The following is a 17700-nucleotide window of genomic DNA, read 5'->3' on the forward strand; positions in this document are numbered from 1 at the left end:
ATCGTTGCAGATCAGCAACTACCGTGGCCCAAAAATCGGACCCAACGTAGATTCGCTTAGAGATTGCGCTGAGCCCATGATAGTTCCGAAAGCATGGGGACTTTTTTTAAAATCAAGTTTTTTGCCGGAATAGCCCTTAGCGCCACGATTGCCTTGGCCGGGTGCAGCTATTTGCCGACGTCGGGGCCGTCCAGCCAAGCTGTAAAAAGCGAGACGCCGGTCGATGAAAACAGCCTTCCGTATGCGCTGGTCCGCGTCAATTCAGACGTCGTGTCCGTGCTGGCGCGCAATACCGGCAAGCTGACGGTTACCTATCCCGATCGTCAGCCCCCCCGCGAAATCAGATTTGGCGTCGGCGACGTCGTCAGCGTGACCATCTTTGAGGCAGCCGCAGGCGGCCTGTTCATCCCGGTTGAAGCGGGTGTTCGACCCGGCAACTTCATTGCTCTGCCTAATCAGACGGTAGACCACAACGGCAATATTTCGGTTCCTTACGCCGGCGCTGTCCGCGCGCAAGGGCGGACGCCTTCCGAAGTCCAGCAGGCGATTGCGGATGCGCTGAAGAATCGCGCGATCGAGCCGCAGGCAGTGGTCGCCCTCATCGATCAGCGGACGTCGCTCATCAGCGTTCTCGGCGAAGTGAACAATCCGGTTCGCTATCCCGCAAACGCTGCTGGCGAGCGCTTGCTCGATGCGATCACTCGTGCCGGTGGCCCCAAGGGACAAGGCTTCGACACTTGGGTCATGCTCGAGCGCAACGGCAAGCAGGCGACGGTGCCATTTGGGTCGCTGGTGTACGAGCCGTCGAACAATATCTGGGTCCATCCGAACGATACGGTTTACGTCTACCGTGAGCCGCAGACCTTTGTTGCCTTCGGTGCAACCGGCCAGCAGGGGCAGTTCAATTTCGATGCTTGGCGAATTTCGGTGGCCGAGGCCGTGGGTAAGGCAGGCGGCCTGAACGATACGCTGGCTGATCCCGGAGCGATCTTCCTCTATCGCGGTGAGCGGCGCGAGATTGCCGCGATGATGGGCGTCGACGTGAGCCGTTTCACGACGCCGATCATCCCGATCGTGTATAATTTCAATATGCGCGACCCGTCGACGTACTTCCTGGCGACGAAGGTGCTGATCCGGAACAAGGACGTTCTGTATACGTCGAATGCTCCAGCGGTGGAATCGGCGAAGCTGATGACGTACATCAGGCTGGTCACCGCAACGGTCAACGATCCGATAGTTGCAGCCTACAATGGTGCGGCGCTTCGGAATCTGGTCGTAACGGGTCCCTGATCCGCGTGCGGAGCGACCGGCGATACATCGTCGTCTTGGAGACGGCGATGGTCGTCCTCAAGCCGCGGCAGATTTCGGATGCGTTTGCTGCGCTGCTGTTCGCGGTCGTGGCCATTTTGCCTTTCCCGTTTGCATCGGTGTCCTCCGTCGCCATTTCCCTTTGGTGCGGCCTGGTGGGCATAGCGGTGGTCGGGCTTGCGCTGCGGCCGCCGGCCATCGCTTCACCGCTGTTTCTCGCAGCCATCATTGCCGTCGGCGTCGCGAGCTATGCGACCATCCTCCACCTTCAGGTCGTGGTTCGAGCGCCGTCCGATTCCCTGGCCCATCCAATCTGGGCCCTGGCCAGCCAGATTCTGGGAATGCCGCTGGAGGCCAGCGCGTCGATCGCCAAGGGACAGCCTTATCTCGCGATCGGCGCGCCGCTTCTGAATCTGCTGCTGTTCACGGGAGGCTACATCTGCGGCGGCGACGAAACGCTCTCGCGCCGTCTGTTCCGCACGATCGCTTGGTCCGGTGGCCTCTATGCGGTTTACGCGATTTGCTCCTACGCGCTCGAACCCAACCTCGTGCTATGGCACGAGAAGATCGCCTATGTCGGCAATCTCACCGGAACGTTCACGAACCGCAATGCGGCGGCGGTCTATTTCGGGTCGATTGCCATTGTGTGGCTACTGCTCGCGTTCCGGCGCCTCAATCTGCGCAGGAAGCGCCGTCCCGGCAAACGCCGCCGCCCACCGACCACCCGCGTGAATTGGCGTGTACTTGCGGTGCCGGGCAGCTTTTTTTGCGTTTGCTTGCTGGCACTGGTCCTGACCGGTTCGCGTGCCGGGGTGGCGTGCAGCTTTGTCGGCCTGCTCGTGGCCTTTGGGCTGAATTTCAGATCGGAGATGTCGCCCAGGCTTCGCAAATGGCTGGCCTTCGGCGCTGCCGTCGTCGTCATCCTGGCGATCTACCAAATCTTCGATAGCGGTTTGGGCGAACGGTTGGAAACCGAAGGCACAACCGGCGGTGGACGGGCCAGCGTCGTGGCCTCGGTCCTGCGCATGATTTCGGATTTTCCATGGCTCGGGAGCGGTTTGGGCTCGTTCCGCTGGAGCTTCGCCGCCTATCGGAGCAGCCAGATTTCAGGCTGGGGTGTGTGGGATCGGGCCCATAACGTCGCCCTTGAGATTGCCGCAGAGGGCGGCCTAGTCTTGGCGGGCATCGTCGTCCTGGCCTGGATCGGCGCGATGGCGGTGCTGCTGCGCGCCTGCCTCGATCCTCGACGCTCCCGTACGCTGCCGCGCGCCGCCCTGGCCGTCTCAACGGTCGCCGTGTTGCACTCCCTCATTGATTTTTCACTGCAAATCCCTGCCTACGCCGGGACCGTGATTGTTCTGCTTGGTGCCGCTCTCGCGCAGACACAGAAGCCAACGGTAGAGCAGGCTGAGGCGGTTAACTTTGAAGTGAACCAAAGTTCGGAAAGCCCCGACTGACGTTGATGTTGGGGGGCTATGCGGTTAAGATATCGTTATATTTTTGGAAGGGTTCATGGTATGTTCCAAATCGCTTTTAAACAACAAATCACGGGCGTCGCTGCGTTTGCGATTCTCGCATTGTGCGTAGCCGCTCAGGCCCCGACACCAGCGTTGGCCCAGCGTTCGCCTCAAGCCACAGCTCAATTCCTGAGCAACCCGGCAGAGCTTCTTGCCAAGAATCCCAGCGGCGGCGCCGAACTCGTCAGCTCCGTTCGCGACCTGGTCTCGGGTGACCCCGCCACGCTTCAGCCGATCATCAACTTGATCGCGAACGCCAACAAGGACCAGAAGGCGGCCATCGGCGCCGGCCTGGCGCAGGCTGCCAAGGTCATCGTCCGAACCAACCCCGGTCTTGCGACAGAAATCCAACAGGCGATTCTCAACACCAAGGACCAGGACGTCGTTCTGGCCTTCGCCGCCGGCGCTGGCGACCGACCGATCGGAGCCGCAGGCGGCGGCGGTGGTGGCGGTGGCGCTGGCGGAGGTCAAACCAATCCGCTGCAGTTCGGCGGTGGTGGGGGCGGCGGCCCGCAGCCGATCGGCGGAAGCGGCACCAACACGCCGCTGTTCAGCTACACGTCGAGTGTGACCGGCCTGGGCAGTACGTTCTCGAATTCCGGCGTCGTTTCGAGTTCAGTGAGTCCGTGAGAGCAATGCCGGGTAAATCCGGCATTGGCTACATACCGGCTCAGGCCGGAGTGAGCGACTGCTTGCGAAACAGGCGGCCGTTTTGGCTTGCCGCATCACAATGATCCCAAAATGCTCCAGCTCTTGAAGCCCGAGGAACGCGAGATCGAACGCGCGGACTACGTGTCGCCCGATCAGATGTTTGCGGCTGCCCTCGGTTTCGTTCGTCGCCAGTATCCGATCTTCCTGGTCACGATGCTGATCACCCTCGCCTTGGGTGCCGCTTATCTCGTGGTGGTCCGATCGACCTACACCGCGCAGGCGACGATCATCATCGACACGCGAAAGCTTCAGCCCTACTCGTCGCAGAATTCCCTCTTTACCGAAGTCCCCGTGGACTCGCCGGCCGTGGACAGTCAGCTCGAACTGATCAAGTCCGACAACATTGCGCGATCGGTGATCCGCGACTTGCATCTGGCGCAAGAGCCCGAATTCTCCCGCTATGGCGGAGGCTTCGTCGGCAATCTCCTCTACTATTTCTACCAGCTCTTCGAACCCGGCGATGAGTCCCAGGACGAGATCGAGCGGCGCGCCTTGCGCGAGTTCTCGAACAATCTCTCGGCCAAGCGCGTAGGCGTTACCTACGTGATCGAGATAGCGTACCGCTCCGCCTTGCCGGGGCGGGCTGCCCAGGTGGCCAATGCCGTCGCCGAGGCCTACATCAACGATCAGCTCGACGCGAAGTATCAGTCGGCGCGCCGCGCGGGCGACTGGCTTTCCAGCCGTATCCAGGAGCTGAAGCAGCAGGCGATCTCCGCCGATCGGTCGATCGTCGACTTCAAAAGCAAGAACAACATCGTCGATGCCGGCGGACGGTCGATTTCCGAACAGCAGGTCGCAGAGCTCAACAGCCAGCTGCTCGCAGCACGGACGGTCACCGCGGACGCGCGTGCACGCCTCGATCGCATCGAGCAGGTCATGAAATCGGACGTTCGCGACGCAACGGTAACGGACACTCTGCGAAGCGACGTCGTCAGCAAGCTGAGATCCCAATACCTGGAGATAGCCAACCGGGAAGCCGACCTTTCGGCGAAGTACGGCACTAACCATCTGGCGGCAGTCAACCTGCGTAACCAGATGCGCGAGATCGCCAAGTCGATCACCGCCGAGCTCGGTCGCCTCGCCGAGACATACAAGAGCGACTACGAGATCGCCAAGCAGCGCGAGGATGAGGCCCAACGCGCGCTCGATGCCGCGGTCGCCCGCTCTCAAATCGGTGGCCAGGCCCAGGTCCAGCTGAAGGAGCTCGAGAGCAACTCCCAGACCTACCGTTCGATGTACGAAACCTTCCTGCAGCGCTATACTGAATCCATTCAGCAGCAATCGTTCCCGATCACGGAGGCCCGTATCATATCGAGCGCGGGCCGGCCGTCCAAGCGCAGCAGTCCCAAGACCGTTCTCGTTCTCTCGATGGCGTGCGCCGGCGGCCTGATGCTGGGCTTCGGCATCGGCCTCATGAGGGACCTGTCCGATCGCGTGGTACGCACCAGCGATCAGGTCGAGCGGCTGCTGGGAGCGGATTGCCTCGCGACCCTTCCCGTGCTTCCGGCGCCGGCTCTGCAGCCCAATGACAGCCCTCCGTCGCCGCATGAGATGCGGGCCGAGGTTGGAGCTTTCTGGACCGTGGTCAGTTCGCCGTTCTCCAGATACGCCGAGGGCATCCGATCGATAAAGTCCGCGATAGACCTCAATAGCCGACTGCGCAGCGGCCGCGTCGTGGGCCTTTCCTCGGCGCTTCCCGGCGAGGGGAAGTCGACCACGGCCGCGGGCCTTGCGTTGCTCAGCGCGCAGTCCGGGCACAAGGTCATCTTGATCGACGCGGATCTCCGGAATCCGTCGCTCACAAAGTTGATGACGCCGAACGCCGCGGCCGGCCTCGTCGAGGTTGTCCTTGGGGAACGCAAGTTCGAAGACGTCGTTCTTCGGGAGAGCACGACCGGCGTGGATTTCCTGCCCGCGGTGATCCATACCCCGATTGCGCACACCAGCGAGATCCTCGCCTCCGAAGGCATGCGAGCGCTCATCGAGCGCTTCAGCAACATGTACGACTACGTCATCATCGACCTCTCGCCGCTGGCGCCGGTGATCGATGTCCGCGCCACCGGACATTTCATTCCCACCTATCTCCTGGTGCTCGAGTGGGGGAAGACCAATATCGATGTCCTTGAGCGAGCGTTGGCGAACGCCCGGCCGGTTCGTGAGAACCTGCTTGGTGTGGTCATGAACAAGGCCGACACCAATCTTTTGAAGCGGTACGAAGGATACGGGACGAGCTACTACTACGATCCCAAGTACTCGCAGCCGAGCTAGATCGTTGAAGAGTGCCGATTTCACCGGTGCAGCGGCGACTGGCGTCGCTTGTCTGCTTGCGGCTGTCCTCGGACTGGCCGGGGTGGCCTGGTCAGCCATCACGTTGCCGACCTTTTGGCGACAACTGCCGTTGGAGCAATTCGCGAACCGCATTGTTCGCGGAGAGACCTTCCCGTTGGATCAGCTGGAAGAGAAGCTCGAGCTATATCGCGGAACCGGCCATCTGATTCCCTGCGGCGCCGCGGCCGCCCACGACACCTCGATCGTCGATCTGGCCATCGCGAGAGGCAGGGTCGACGCATCGTCGGCAATCGACGCCGATCTCGAACGCAGCCGGCGCTCCCTCCTGAACGCGCTGTCATGCCTGCCTTCGGATTCGTATCTCTGGTTTTCGCTCTTCCAGGTCGAAAGCCTCCGGACAGGTCTCAGGCAGGAATACATCCGCTATCTGGACATGTCCTACCAGGTCGGCCCCAACGAGGGCTGGCTCGCCATTCCCAGAAACCGCGCCGCCTTCGCGATCTTTCCAGCCCTTCCCGAAGCGCTCCAGTCCAAGGTGCTCGACGAATTCTGTCTGCTGCTGCGGACCGAGCTCTATGCGGAGGCCATCGAGATATTCCTCGGCGCAGCCCAGCCTTACCAGAGCCAACTGGTCAGCCGGATGGACACGGTACCTGTCAAGAACCGGCAACTATTTGCGGTTCAGCTCGCCCGCAAGGGGATCGACCCACATATTCCGGGGACGTCTGTGGTCGTTCGCTGAACGCTACGCGATGTGACGTTCACCCGTCCGATCAGCGCTTCGCGGGACGGCTTCCTGCAGAATGGCGATCATCAAGATCGCAATGCAAGTCCGCCAGTTGCGATCACGCGATCGCTGCCCGGAGCACGGAGTGGCCCCGAACAAATCTGATCATGATGGCGAGACCCACACACATCACGGTATCCATGGCGAGCAGGACGCCCTCCTGGCCCCAGATCTTGAAGAACACGCAGGCAATCGGCACATAGACCAGCGACTGCCATACCTGCAGCCTCGCCGCTTCCCTGATATTGGACGTGCCGATAAGCAAGGCTGAGAAGAAGAACTGCAAGGCACTCAGAACGATGAGCAACGATGCCCCCGTCAGAAACAGATGATCAAGTTCGATCGTTGTGTGCAGCCAGATCGACAGCGCAAGATTGCCGAACAGCCAGAAGCCCGCTCCTGCCAAACAAGATCCTGCCAGCAGCATCGCCCCACTGAGGCGCACGATCCGCGTGGCCGCCAAGTCGTCCCGCATCTTGAGCTTCGTCGCGACGATATTTGAGAGGGGATACGTATAGGCGATGATGAGCCCTCCATAGGACTGCATCAGCCGCATGAATATTCCGAGTTCGGTTACAGCCTCCGGCCCCGCCAAGAAACCGAAGAGCCCGGTAGCAAGTTGATATAAAATTCCTATCCCGAGGCTGATGATGGTGAAGTCGAGCGAGCTCAGCAGCAGGCGCCGGGCGATCCGCGGTTTCCACCTCCAGTTCCTTGAAAACAGATTCCGGTTCCGGCGGACCACGTCGAGCGCATGGAAAACTGAACCCGGCAAGAAACCGAGGCTGAGAAGGACGGCGGCGAAGACGATCGACGGATGGGACGGAAATACAAAGAGCAGCAACACGAACGATAGGACATAACTTGCCAGCTGGAACAAATAGAGCCGGTGCAGCTGGTGGTGCCCGGCATCTATCCCCTCAAAGATCGAGAGGAAGAACCAAAGGGCCAAGCCGAAAAACAGGACCAGAATCGTTGCAACAAACTCGCTGTAGTTCGCGAGAATCGCCTCGTTCAGCGGCGCCAGCCACATGAAGATCATCAGCGCAACCGCTGCGGCTCCAAACAGCACGAGATTGAGGCCTGCCGCGAGTACCACGGCAAGCGACACGGTCTCAGTCTTGAAAGCACTCGCACTCCGGCGAGTGCGAGCGACGGCATTTGCGATCACTCGCCCCATGCCGACATTGGCAAACCCAATCCACGAACTAATGCTTAAAATGACAAGGAGCAGACCGAACCGCGATGGTCCCAGCTTGCCAAGAACCATCGGAGTGCCCACCAGATTCAACAGGATAGCGAGCAGCCTCGCGAGCCACCCCGCAAGAGTCGATAACAATATCGGCTTCATATCGACCAGCGCATGCGTGGCGGCCTCAGTTCGCAATCAGTAGATGATTGCGTCTGTGCGCGAGAAAAATTTTGCTGTCTCTGGTACCTTGCGAACATGAACCGCCGGATTTCCCGCAATGAGCGAGTAAGACTCCGGCTTCAGGTGACTCACAACCGAACCGGCACTGACCAAACAACAGTTGGGAACTTTGACGCCCTTCGTGATGAGACTGCCGGATCCAACCATCGTGTAGTCGCCGACGATAATCGGCGAGCAAGTCTGCCTGCACGACAGCGGCTCGATGCCGTGCGTTACCAGTTGCGAGCGAACGCCCGCAAGTCCGCTGTACATGCCGAATTCGATTCGGTCGGAGCAGTCGATATAGTGCTGGTGCGCGATCAGGCTCGCACGCTTCATCAGCAACTCCGATCGCCGCCCTGGGTTCTTCTTGAAGAATGGAGAGTTCAACTTTCGCGAAAGCCCGGTGATCCAATTGAAATTTCCAATCATCGCCCCCTCATGCATTTCGAGGTTGTCGAGGCGTCCGATGTAGTTGAAATGACCGACGGAGGCCCCTTTTGCCAAAGAAGCCTCATCAGCAAGGACGATCGAAAGGCCAATGCGAGAGCTTGCGTCAATCGAGAAACCGAAGAGCTTGTTCAAAGCCCAGCGCCGAAGCGACCAAGGTACCAGGAACAATAAAACTTGAGTGCCCGCCTTCAACATTTCAATGCGCTCCTAAAACTATGAAAACGGCCATGGCCGGTAACGGCGATATAAAATTTTGACGACGGATGTCACTCAGCGCCAGAAGTCGAATTCAGGGTGCCGGCATCCCATACGGCGAGCATCCGCCCGCCGGAAACCCCATCGTCCGTCAACTGGAATTTCGGAGCGGGAAGTCCGAATGGAGACCGCATCAGGTTGATTCTCCGGAAGTCTCCGTCCCGAATATCGGAATTGAACCACACGGAACTGTCGCTGGTCAGCAAGATGTACTTGAAGTCGGCGGACTTTATGTTGTTAAGAAGCGCAAGAGCATTTTTGAACGAGAGGTGGAAAAGGACTTCACGGCATATCGCTACGTCGCCCCAGCGTTCGAGGGGTTGCTTCGTTGCATCCATGCAGGCAAAGCGCCTTCTGGAATTTGCGTGGACCTCGTTGTGAGAAGAGATCAATGACGGGACAATGTCGATACCGAGGTAATCGAAATCGCCGGTAACTCGAGACATCCAGTTGAAATCGCCACAGCCTATGTCGACGAGCCTGGTGCATCCGACATCTCGCAAGAACTGTGAGAGCTGACGGGTCAACGCGTCGGTCGCTATCGGCGAAGAACCCAGGCCCGAAAGACTCATCTGCTCCGCATTTTCGATCCAGGTTCCGTTCACGTAGATATCCGAAAACACCTCATTCAGCTCAGCCTTGCGCATGTGGCTCGTATCACGACCACGCACGCGCCTCGCTATATTGATAATCTCGTCCGCGCCAAGGCGGAACAATACGTGGCGAACAATCTCCTTGCAGGACTGCAAATGATCTAGCGGCATATGAAGGGATCCGACATTGGACTGCGCTGATGATCAGGAGACATCAGCCGCAGGCTGTAGTGATGGCTGCCCTTGCGGCAACCTCGCGTGACGCGGTTGAGTTGACGCGTACTGCCGACTTGCCGAAGGCGTGTACGCCAGAAAGAGCATGAAGAAGAAGGAACCTATAAAGCCGATATTGAAATTGTCCGGCTCAAACCACTGGATCAGCAGCGTGGTCGCGACCGCCAGCCCGCAGAGCAACGTCCTGAGATCATTGTGCTTCGTGCCAATCCAGATCAGATAGAGCCCGCGGCCGGCGACAACGAGCAGTAGGAGGCCACCGAGCAGCAGGCCGAAGTCCATGAAGTAAGACAAGATGCCGCTATGGACCGCGTGCAGATTATATCGGCTGGAACGGAAGCCATAACCGAAGAACACATATTCGTCGATCGTGTCGAAGAACACGTTCCACGATTCGGTACGACCGGTGAATCCGGAAAGAACTCCTCGGTTCGGGTCGAACAGCGCAAGATCGTTCGTGACCTTGTCAATCAGCCGGTCGGTGTCGGTAATGAAGGGCAACATCACCAGCGCGACCGGGACCGCCATCATGAAGGCTGCGAACATGCGAACGTTGATGACCTGCTGCGCGCGACTGAAGAGCGCCCGGTAGTTCGCAAAGGCAAGGTACCCAAGGTAAAATAACAGCGTGCCTATCATGATGGTTCGCGCGCTGACGACGTAGGTTGCGCCGAAGCAAATCACGAAGACAGGTAGGCTCACGCGCCTGATCACCAAAGAGTGGAGCACCAACGCGATATAGGCATATCGCGCATAGTGATTGGGGTGAATCAGGCCGACCCATCGATACTCGTGAAATCCCTGCACAACCGCGGCGGCACTGAGGGATGCGGCCAGCGCCAGAAATCCCATCGCGAGCGCATCGTCCACGCTCTGCGCAGGCGCCTGCCAAAAGCAGAGACAAAGCAGGAATGTTCCCAGCGTGACGACGTACTGGACAATCTGCGCTGACGACTCGATGTATTCGGCGCCAGCCACCGACGCGAGAACGATCAGGCCGGAGTAGATCAAAAGGAAGATCAGGATCGGCTGCGATCGGCGGATCGCGGCGTACGCACCGTGTCGGGCGAATACCAACAAGCCCAGCAAGAGCGCAGGTACCGCGACGAACAGGCTGAACCCTCCAACATCAGCCTGGGTGGTAAAGCCGCTCCGCAAATCCATCAGCTGAGCCGATGTGGCTTTGATTCCAGGATAGCAGATTGCAACCACATAGAAGGCGAAACCGAGCCCAGCCGCGTTGAATGCGCCCCCCTTCGCGAGGTTGCGAAGAATCGCGAGATTCTCTGTGACGAAGACGGGCAGTCTCATCGCGGGCCGGCCCCAGCGGGGATCGTCTTGAGGAAAAGAAAGTCCGCCTGCACCGGGCCATGCTGCGGATCAACATACTGATTATATACACCTGCCAGCCGAAATCCATGTGCCTCCGTCCAGCGCGAGATATCGCCGAACAGCGGTTGGCCCTCGTAGAGGTGGATGAACGAGCACTCGATGTAGAGCGCTTCGAATTGGTTAATGAGATCGGCAGATCCCTCCAGGACGTCCAATTCACCGCCCTGGACGTCGACCTTCAGAAGCGCCGGCCCCCGGATGGCTCCCGCTTCCAGACAGTCCGAGAGACGGCGAACGGCAATCTCATCCATCCGCGTGGTCTGTTCCCCGAATATTTCGCGTTGGGCGGATCCCGGCTTCAGGAGCGACGAAGAATCGTCCTTGCTGGTGACGTAGATCCTGGCCGGCCCGGACGTCGGGCCGATGGCGCAGGGAAAGAGCCGGACCCTGTCATCCCTGCCGAGGGCCTCGGTGAAGCGGGCGGCCGGTTCCGACAGGGGCTCGAAGGAATAGATCTGCGCCTGCGGAAACAGCCGCCGGGCCATCACCGCGAACTGGCCCCTGTTCGCGCCGACATCCACGACCGTCTCAAAGGAAAGGCGCGACAGAGCCTCCCGGTGCTCAATCGCGGGAGCTATCCGCATGCTCAATAGCCGCCATAGCGACGGGCGAAGCGCGCAAAACACGCCTTTCTGGATGGTGATCAATTGCATGATGCGAAATTCCCCTTCCTCAGGCACACGACCCGGAACTCAACCGTACGCCTGTCGATATCGCTCGGACGTTGCCCGGCCGTCGAAGGTTGCCCGGCTGTAGCGAAGGGCTCCCTCGCTGAGCTCGGACCACTGCTTCGGTCCCATCGCGTGAATCGCCTCGAGTTTCTCCACAAAGGATTCCGGTTCTGAAAGCGACAGTGCCCAGCCCGCGTTGCTCGCCGCGACGTCTGTCCAGGGGCTCCTGTCGCTGATCAGCACCGGCAGCCCGAGCGTCAATGCCTCCACGATCGAATGACCGAAATTCTCCCCCAGCGTCGGATGCAGAAGGACGTCATAATCCGCCAGCTGCGCGAACAGTTCGTCCTTGGGCAGGTTTCCCTTGAACGTCACCTCGCACTGTCCGGTCCCGGCTTGCGCGGTCTCAACGCATTGCTGCGCATAAGAACTGTCGTCAACCTCACCGAAGATATCGAGCGAGGACGCGACGGTGAGGCGGCGTACCACGTCGAGCGCAAAGGTGACGTTCTTTTGGACCGTCACCCGGCCGACCATCGCCATTCTGAGCTGTGCCGGGGGCTTTTCTCGCTTGGTCGGTCGAGGTGCTCCGCTCTCTACGAATTGCGAAACCATCAGCACCTCCTGGGAGCGGAGGTGGTTGCGACGGATATCGTGCTCTTCCGCGGGAGACCCCGCGAGGTGAACCACCCCGCGATAGAGGCCGGTGAAATCGGCCATGCGGCAAAACAGCCGCTTCTTCAGGGCCGACGCGGACATGATCACATCCATGAAGATACCGTGCGGCGTGTGGAAGACGCGCTTGCGCCGCAGAAATCCGAGGCGCGTCAAGATAAGGGTTGGAATCGCGAGCAACGGGTCGAAGGCACACTGTATGTCGACGACGTCGAAATCCTCCCTGACGCGGTCGAAGAGAATGCGCAAACCGGCAGAGCCCCTCGGAATATACTCGATTGTGGCGGACCCCATCCGCTCCCGATGAACCGGCGTTTCGAACATGGGGACGCCATGGGTGAAATCGTGATTGAGGGTCAAAAGGTGAAATTCGTAATCGTCCGACATGTTGTGCATCAGGTTGCGGATCGCGGTGGCGGGTCCGAGATGTGACAACGACGGAAAAAACGACCGATAGACGATTAGAACGCGCTTCTTATTCATCGGGACTCGGACAGCGTTGCAAAGCGATCCCCCGGCAGCTGCGCTCCAGCCCGATCCGGGACACGCAACGGAATGTGATCCGTCAAGCCATGACGATCGAGCTCGGACGAGATGAGCGCCATGGTCTCACTGAGTTGCGAAGGCGCAATCCAGTTGCGCAAGCGTTCGAGAAGCTGAAGGCTGCCTCGGTACACGACCGCACTGTTGTTCCGGACCTCGGCAGTGGGAATATCGCCGTCAAAGGCCGTGATGGACCCGGCGCCCATGAACTTGTTTCCTTCGATCAGATTTCGTTCGGGCCGGAGAAGGTCCGAATGCTTGTAACCGGCGATTTCAGGATAGCGGCTTGTCCAGCGCTCACTATCGACCGGCAGGCTATACAAATTCCTTACGCTGAGCCCGCCCGGAACTTGCATATGATCGTTGCGCCATACCTGCCACCACGATGCATATCCCAATGCGGCCCCCCAAATCGACGGCGAACTTAGAATGAAGAGGTTTGATAGTAACTTGTTATCCTTACCGCCGTTCATCAGGATTCCGTAAGGGATCCCCACGATGACGTTGTCGGTGACGAGATTCCCGCTCGAAAATTCGTCAAGATAAATCCCCCGAGCATCGTTGAAGTACTGTCCGCCCGTCCCGAGCAGGACGTTTCGGCGGATGACGGTGCCCTGGCTGGTGAAGTCGCGCGCGCTGTAGATGAATCCTGAATCGCCCGCTTCGGTAACAAGCTGGGCCAGGAGGTTATCTTCGATGACGTGATCGTTCCCGGAATAGATGATTGCGGACTGCGGTCCGTTGAAGATGACGCATCGACGCACGCTCATTCCGACCCCGTCCATTTGCACCGCCGGAGCAAAGGTGCGGTAAATCTGGGAGAAGTCCCGGATACTGCTGTCCTCGATCGAAATACGCCCCGGCGTCAGGCTGGCGCGGTCACCTCCGGACAGCCACGTCCCGCGCCGGCCGACGGCGCGAATGCTCGCATGATCGATCCGGGAGTCACTGGAGTTCGTGTAGGCAATTCCATCGGCGCCCGCCAGCTGGACGATAACATTCGAAAAATTGATCGCGACGCTGTCGCGCACGGTTACGGCGGTCTCGATTGCGAGCTCGAAGACCACATCTCGGACGGTCAAATTATGAAAGCCGGAAATCGCCAGCAGGGTGTCGAGCACCGGCACCTCGAGGGTCTCGATCGGCTCCTCGGAGCAGAAGTTCAGCGTTCTCGCCGACGCGTCATAGAAAAACGAATTGCATTGGGTAAAGCTCGCCAGATTGTAGAAAGACACCCTCTCGGGAGGCTTGCCGTCTGCTCTCAATCTGTTTCGATCCGTCAGCACGCCCTTCGAATCGACGGCAAGGGCCCGTGCGTTCACGAAGAGATAGGAATCGGTGAGGTATCCGCCGATCCAGAGGTCGGAGGAGCGGCGCGCTCCGTCCGGCAGATCAGCGAACGTCATGGTCGCCGTGCTGCTCCGCGGATCGCCGGCGATCTCGAGCACCGGCAGGAAGCCGCTGGCGGGCCACCTTGTCGATTGCAGAATCGTCTTGCCGTTGACTCGAATCATCAACTGCCTCGGTGATATGGTCGAGAGCTTCCTCAGCAGCTTCTGCGCGGTTTCGCCGGGCAAATCGGAAAACGGCAATGTGTACTCGTATCGTCCACCTTGGGAGCGCGACAGCTTGAGGTGGTTCTGGACGAAGGTCGCTCCCGATATCCTGGTGCCCCCGGGTGCGCCGCGGATGATGATGCGGGAGCCGGCGGGCGGTTCTGGACCGGAAATGGCAAGAGGCTGACCCAGTATCTGGGCTTCAGCGGGCAGGTTGATACTGTACGTCACCGGCGCGGTGCGCTCTTTCCCATCCTTGCGCACGAATTCGATTGCCTCGGCGAGCGAGGCTGCCTTGACCGTCCTTTCCGCCCCGGTAACGCTCGCGTGCGTGCCCTCAACGTTGATGGAAACGTCGTCCGCTCGGCATCCACCCGTCAGGACTGCCAGCAACACCGCGAAGCAAAGTTTCGCGAGCCCTGCAACGAGAGGAGACCGGCCCGACAGTATTACGGCAGAATTCATTTCTGATCCTCGAATCGAGGGTATAAGACTGTGCCGACCCTACCAGAGCCGGCATCCAGTAAGTTTCATCCTTGTAAGTTTCATTCTTGGAGGAGATCAGTTGTCGCACAGGAAGCCGCGCCAAATCTGCCTCGCTCTTTGCCTGGCTGCGCAGTTTCTCGCCATTGCGAATGCACAGGCCCAGATGCAGCGATCCGGCGTCGGAGCCACGCTTGGAGTCACCCCTCCTCCGCCAGTCGACGACATCTCATCCCGTCGGCACCGCAGCCCGACCGGAGCCGTCTGCCTGCGGCTCACCGCAGTATCTCGCTCCTTTCCCAACAATGACCGCCTGTTCAATCATTGGATCTATGCGGAGAACGTCTGCGGCGAGCGTGTTAGGGTGCAAGTCTGTTACTATGGCACGCGCAGCTGCATCGACATGGATGTTGGAGGCCACGAGCGGAAAGAAGCCATCCTTGGTACTCTACCAGCGACCAAGGATTTTCGGTATGAGTATTCGGAACGCTTCTAGATTTCGGAACGCTTCCGGATGATGACTCTGGACAGCAAAATTGAGGGGGAATAGCAGATGCTGAAATCGATCCTCGTCGGGGCCCTGCTGACGATGTCTGCGGGCGCGGCCATCGCAGCCGATTACTCCGTCATTCCGCAGCCGCAACGCGTGGTTCCGCGCCGCGCGGCTGTCGACGTCTGCCACGTTGAGCGCTGCGGCCCCCGCGGCTGCCGTGTCGTCAATCTCTGCCGCTGTCCGGATCATTATGCCTGCTACGGGCTCTACGACGCATACCGGCCCTACGGCGGTACGGCTTTCCTCAGCGTCTATACCGAATACTGATCGGTTCGGCTTCGTCCGGAGATGGGAGGCTGGCTCGCCTCCCGTCAGGCTTCGCGCGGTCGCCCTCGGCCCTGCCGGAGCGAAGACACCTCACCACGCGTTGCGGTAGGTCTTGCCTGAGAACAGGGTCAGCAAGATGATCTTGAGATCGAGCAGCAGCGACCAATTGTCGATGTAGTAGAGATCGTGCTCGATCCTGTTCTGCATCTTCTCGAGCGTATTGGTCTCGCCCCTCAATCCGTTGACCTGAGCCCATCCAGTCAGTCCGGGCTTGACCGTATGCCGCCGATCGAAGCTGTCGATGCGCGGAGTGAAGAGCTCGTTGTGCTTGATCGCGTGCGGCCGCGGGCCAACGACGGACATGTCACCCCGGAGAATGTTCCAGAGTTGCGGCAGTTCATCGATCCCGGTCTTGCGGAAGATGCGACCGATCCTGGTTATGCGCGAATCGTCCTTCGATGCTTGTCGAAATTCGGCACTGTCGGACACGTACATCGTTCTGAACTTGAGAACGCGGATTGCTTCGTTGTTATAGCCGTGGCGGATCTGCACGAAGAGAACCGGTCCCCTCGAATCGAGCTTCACGGCCAGCGACGAAAGCAGCAGCAGGGGAGACAATACGATCAGCCCCGCGGCCGCCGCCACGATATCAAATGTCCGCTTGACGACGAGGTCGAACACTGACAGCGGCCGGCGCGACATGGCAAAGGTGGCGAGGCCGCCGATTTCGGCCGTCTGCGCATTCGCCCAGAAGATGTCCCTATGCGTCGGCACCGCGTAAACGTCGGCGGGGATCTGCCTCAGGAGCGACAGTAGCATCCCGACGGTGCCATCCTCCTGCTTTCGATCGACGAGCAGGATGATGCTATCGGGTTGCAGAACCCTGCACCGTTCGACGAGCCTTACGCCGGTCGCGCGATCGAAATGAGTCGCTTCCCCGGACGCGGCATCCCAGCCGAGCGGACAGGCAAGAACTTCCAAACCTCCGCCCGACTTCCGCAACTGGCTTGCGCAAGCCTCGCAATCGTCGTTGCGCCCGACCAGCACCACGCGCTGCCTCTGAAGCAGTCCCTCCTGAGCGGCGTTCTGGAATGTGCGATAGGCGGCCAGCCGGACCAACCCGACCGCCGTCAAGCAGCTCACGAACTGCAAGATCAAGGTGCCGCGGGAATAGACGCCCGAGAGCTTGAAAATAAATAGAAGTGAGGTCAGGACAACGAACGTTGTGGCCGCAGCTCCGATTCCGGCGGAAGCGAATCGGATCTCCCGTTGCTTTTCCAGATGCAGGAATTGGCCAGCCATTGCGGCAATGCAGACCTCGGCTGCCCCGATGAAGCAGGATGCCAGCAGATAGACCTTCACGCGCAAGCCGGGAGTCGATGCGAGTACGTGGTACACCCAAGCCGACGCGAAAGCGGTCATCGCAACGCAGGTGAACTCGACGATGCTTATCAAAACAAAAGCGAGGCTCGCGCGCGCCGGTAACGAGGCTGCCATGGAACGCCAGAGGGCGTTCTGCTTGGGCTCTGAACAGCTATGGGGGAGGAGGGCGCCCCTTTCAACAATATTCGTCACCGAAAAACAACCACAAAATACGTAATGCAGGTAAGAATGCGGTAACCCTACCGTATCTCTACCTACTCGAAAAGCCGATTTCGCGGGCAGCCGCTGATCAATTTTTTCGCCGAAGCGTTGAACTTTTCGCACCTCAGACATACGCCGCGCTCGGCATTTGGTCCCGATGAAGGGCTGCCTCAGGCTCGTTTACGAAGATGAACCAAGGCTTGCCTGACGAAGATGTGCCAAGACCGGACAGATGTTAAGATGACTATCGTCACATTGCTCGCTGGTGTGATCGGCCCTTGCCGATCCGGCAACGCGCGCTGCCACGTGCTGGCCTTGCTCCGCGCACGCCGTAATCCTGGTCACGGATACCGTGCTTGCTGGCGGACCTTGGGGTCTGGACCGCGCTCCAGATGGTCGCGTTAACCATAATTTGCCA

At 59.6% G+C, this 17700-nt stretch carries 15 protein-coding genes; 7 read left to right on the top strand and 8 right to left on the bottom strand.

What is annotated here, in order from left to right:
* Positions 1-93: 93 nt before the first annotated feature.
* The 5 genes from AKN83_RS34805 to AKN83_RS34825 all read left to right on the top strand — a co-directional run bounded on the left by AKN83_RS34805 (position 94) and on the right by AKN83_RS34825 (position 6567).
* The gene (locus tag AKN83_RS34805) at positions 94-1290 is read left to right on the top strand and encodes a polysaccharide biosynthesis/export family protein (protein WP_050400683.1); all 1197 of its coding nucleotides are present in this window, start codon (positions 94-96) and stop codon (positions 1288-1290) included.
* 47 nt (positions 1291-1337) lie between these two features.
* Positions 1338-2765: an O-antigen ligase family protein gene (locus AKN83_RS34810; RefSeq protein ID WP_063695670.1), complete on the top strand. Its 1428-nt coding sequence runs from the start codon at positions 1338-1340 to the stop codon at positions 2763-2765.
* A gap of 60 nt (positions 2766-2825) precedes the next feature.
* Positions 2826-3455 carry a hypothetical protein gene (locus tag AKN83_RS34815; protein ID WP_063695671.1) on the top strand — a complete coding sequence of 210 codons (630 nt, stop codon included), beginning with the start codon at positions 2826-2828 and terminating at the stop codon, positions 3453-3455.
* Positions 3456-3566: 111 nt separating this feature from the next.
* A complete protein-coding gene (locus AKN83_RS34820) occupies positions 3567-5804 on the top strand; it encodes a polysaccharide biosynthesis tyrosine autokinase (RefSeq protein WP_063695672.1) in 2238 nt (745 codons plus the stop codon).
* Between the two features lie 4 nt (positions 5805-5808).
* Positions 5809-6567 (top strand): hypothetical protein, encoded by a 759-nt coding sequence (locus AKN83_RS34825; RefSeq protein ID WP_157113707.1) that lies wholly within the window; start codon positions 5809-5811, stop codon positions 6565-6567.
* A gap of 103 nt (positions 6568-6670) precedes the next feature.
* Here AKN83_RS34825 and AKN83_RS34830 read toward each other — a convergent pair whose 3' ends face one another.
* The 7 genes from AKN83_RS34830 to AKN83_RS34860 form a co-directional block, all read right to left on the bottom strand.
* Positions 6671-7963, bottom strand: coding sequence for an MATE family efflux transporter (locus AKN83_RS34830; RefSeq protein ID WP_157113708.1), 1293 nt, complete (start codon positions 7961-7963; stop codon positions 6671-6673).
* Between the two features lie 36 nt (positions 7964-7999).
* The gene (locus tag AKN83_RS34835; protein WP_050400678.1) at positions 8000-8671 is read right to left on the bottom strand and encodes an acyltransferase; all 672 of its coding nucleotides are present in this window, start codon (positions 8669-8671) and stop codon (positions 8000-8002) included.
* Between the two features lie 71 nt (positions 8672-8742).
* Complete coding sequence (locus AKN83_RS34840) at positions 8743-9495, bottom strand: methyltransferase domain-containing protein (protein WP_050400677.1); 753 nt, start codon at positions 9493-9495, stop codon at positions 8743-8745.
* A gap of 33 nt (positions 9496-9528) precedes the next feature.
* On the bottom strand, positions 9529-10869 hold the full coding sequence (locus AKN83_RS34845; RefSeq protein ID WP_050400676.1) for an O-antigen ligase family protein: 1341 nt from the start codon (positions 10867-10869) through the stop codon (positions 9529-9531).
* Complete coding sequence (locus AKN83_RS34850; RefSeq protein ID WP_083992377.1) at positions 10866-11603, bottom strand: FkbM family methyltransferase; 738 nt, start codon at positions 11601-11603, stop codon at positions 10866-10868. Before AKN83_RS34850 ends, AKN83_RS34845 begins: the two co-directional genes overlap by 4 nt.
* Positions 11604-11642: 39 nt before the next feature.
* Positions 11643-12779 carry a glycosyltransferase family 4 protein gene (locus AKN83_RS34855; protein ID WP_050400674.1) on the bottom strand — a complete coding sequence of 379 codons (1137 nt, stop codon included), beginning with the start codon at positions 12777-12779 and terminating at the stop codon, positions 11643-11645.
* Positions 12776-14860 carry a right-handed parallel beta-helix repeat-containing protein gene (locus AKN83_RS34860; RefSeq protein WP_063695673.1) on the bottom strand — a complete coding sequence of 695 codons (2085 nt, stop codon included), beginning with the start codon at positions 14858-14860 and terminating at the stop codon, positions 12776-12778. The genes AKN83_RS34855 and AKN83_RS34860 overlap by 4 nt, the downstream gene beginning before the upstream one ends.
* A gap of 100 nt (positions 14861-14960) precedes the next feature.
* Between AKN83_RS34860 and AKN83_RS40225 the strand changes: the two genes are divergently transcribed.
* On the top strand, positions 14961-15374 hold the full coding sequence (locus AKN83_RS40225) for a hypothetical protein (RefSeq protein WP_157113709.1): 414 nt from the start codon (positions 14961-14963) through the stop codon (positions 15372-15374).
* Positions 15375-15431: 57 nt separating this feature from the next.
* Positions 15432-15698 (top strand): hypothetical protein, encoded by a 267-nt coding sequence (locus tag AKN83_RS34865; RefSeq protein ID WP_050400672.1) that lies wholly within the window; start codon positions 15432-15434, stop codon positions 15696-15698.
* A gap of 90 nt (positions 15699-15788) precedes the next feature.
* On the opposite strand, the gene AKN83_RS34870 is transcribed toward AKN83_RS34865, so the two are convergent.
* Complete coding sequence (locus AKN83_RS34870; RefSeq protein ID WP_083992378.1) at positions 15789-17414, bottom strand: exopolysaccharide biosynthesis polyprenyl glycosylphosphotransferase; 1626 nt, start codon at positions 17412-17414, stop codon at positions 15789-15791.
* Positions 17415-17700 lie beyond the last annotated feature (286 nt).

The organism is Bradyrhizobium embrapense (genome assembly GCF_001189235.2).
In the GTDB taxonomy this organism is placed as follows: Bacteria; Pseudomonadota; Alphaproteobacteria; order Rhizobiales; family Xanthobacteraceae; genus Bradyrhizobium; species Bradyrhizobium embrapense.

Excerpts from the sequence above, each read along its gene's own strand:
- AKN83_RS34815 (WP_063695671.1), top strand. The coding sequence starts at position 2,826 with ATGTTCCAAATCGCTTTTAAACAACAAATCACGGGCGTCGCTGCGTTT.
- AKN83_RS34855 (WP_050400674.1), bottom strand. The coding sequence starts at position 12,779 with ATGAATAAGAAGCGCGTTCTAATCGTCTATCGGTCGTTTTTTCCGTCG.
- AKN83_RS34850 (WP_083992377.1), bottom strand. The coding sequence starts at position 11,603 with ATGCAATTGATCACCATCCAGAAAGGCGTGTTTTGCGCGCTTCGCCCG.
- AKN83_RS34870 (WP_083992378.1), bottom strand. The coding sequence starts at position 17,414 with ATGTCTGAGGTGCGAAAAGTTCAACGCTTCGGCGAAAAAATTGATCAG.
- AKN83_RS34840 (WP_050400677.1), bottom strand. The coding sequence starts at position 9,495 with ATGCCGCTAGATCATTTGCAGTCCTGCAAGGAGATTGTTCGCCACGTA.
- AKN83_RS34810 (WP_063695670.1), top strand. The coding sequence starts at position 1,338 with ATGGTCGTCCTCAAGCCGCGGCAGATTTCGGATGCGTTTGCTGCGCTG.
- AKN83_RS34820 (WP_063695672.1), top strand. The coding sequence starts at position 3,567 with ATGCTCCAGCTCTTGAAGCCCGAGGAACGCGAGATCGAACGCGCGGAC.
- AKN83_RS34845 (WP_050400676.1), bottom strand. The coding sequence starts at position 10,869 with ATGAGACTGCCCGTCTTCGTCACAGAGAATCTCGCGATTCTTCGCAAC.
- AKN83_RS34805 (WP_050400683.1), top strand. The coding sequence starts at position 94 with ATGGGGACTTTTTTTAAAATCAAGTTTTTTGCCGGAATAGCCCTTAGC.
- AKN83_RS34835 (WP_050400678.1), bottom strand. The coding sequence starts at position 8,671 with ATGTTGAAGGCGGGCACTCAAGTTTTATTGTTCCTGGTACCTTGGTCG.
- AKN83_RS34830 (WP_157113708.1), bottom strand. The coding sequence starts at position 7,963 with ATGAAGCCGATATTGTTATCGACTCTTGCGGGGTGGCTCGCGAGGCTG.
- AKN83_RS34860 (WP_063695673.1), bottom strand. The coding sequence starts at position 14,860 with ATGAATTCTGCCGTAATACTGTCGGGCCGGTCTCCTCTCGTTGCAGGG.
- AKN83_RS34865 (WP_050400672.1), top strand. The coding sequence starts at position 15,432 with ATGCTGAAATCGATCCTCGTCGGGGCCCTGCTGACGATGTCTGCGGGC.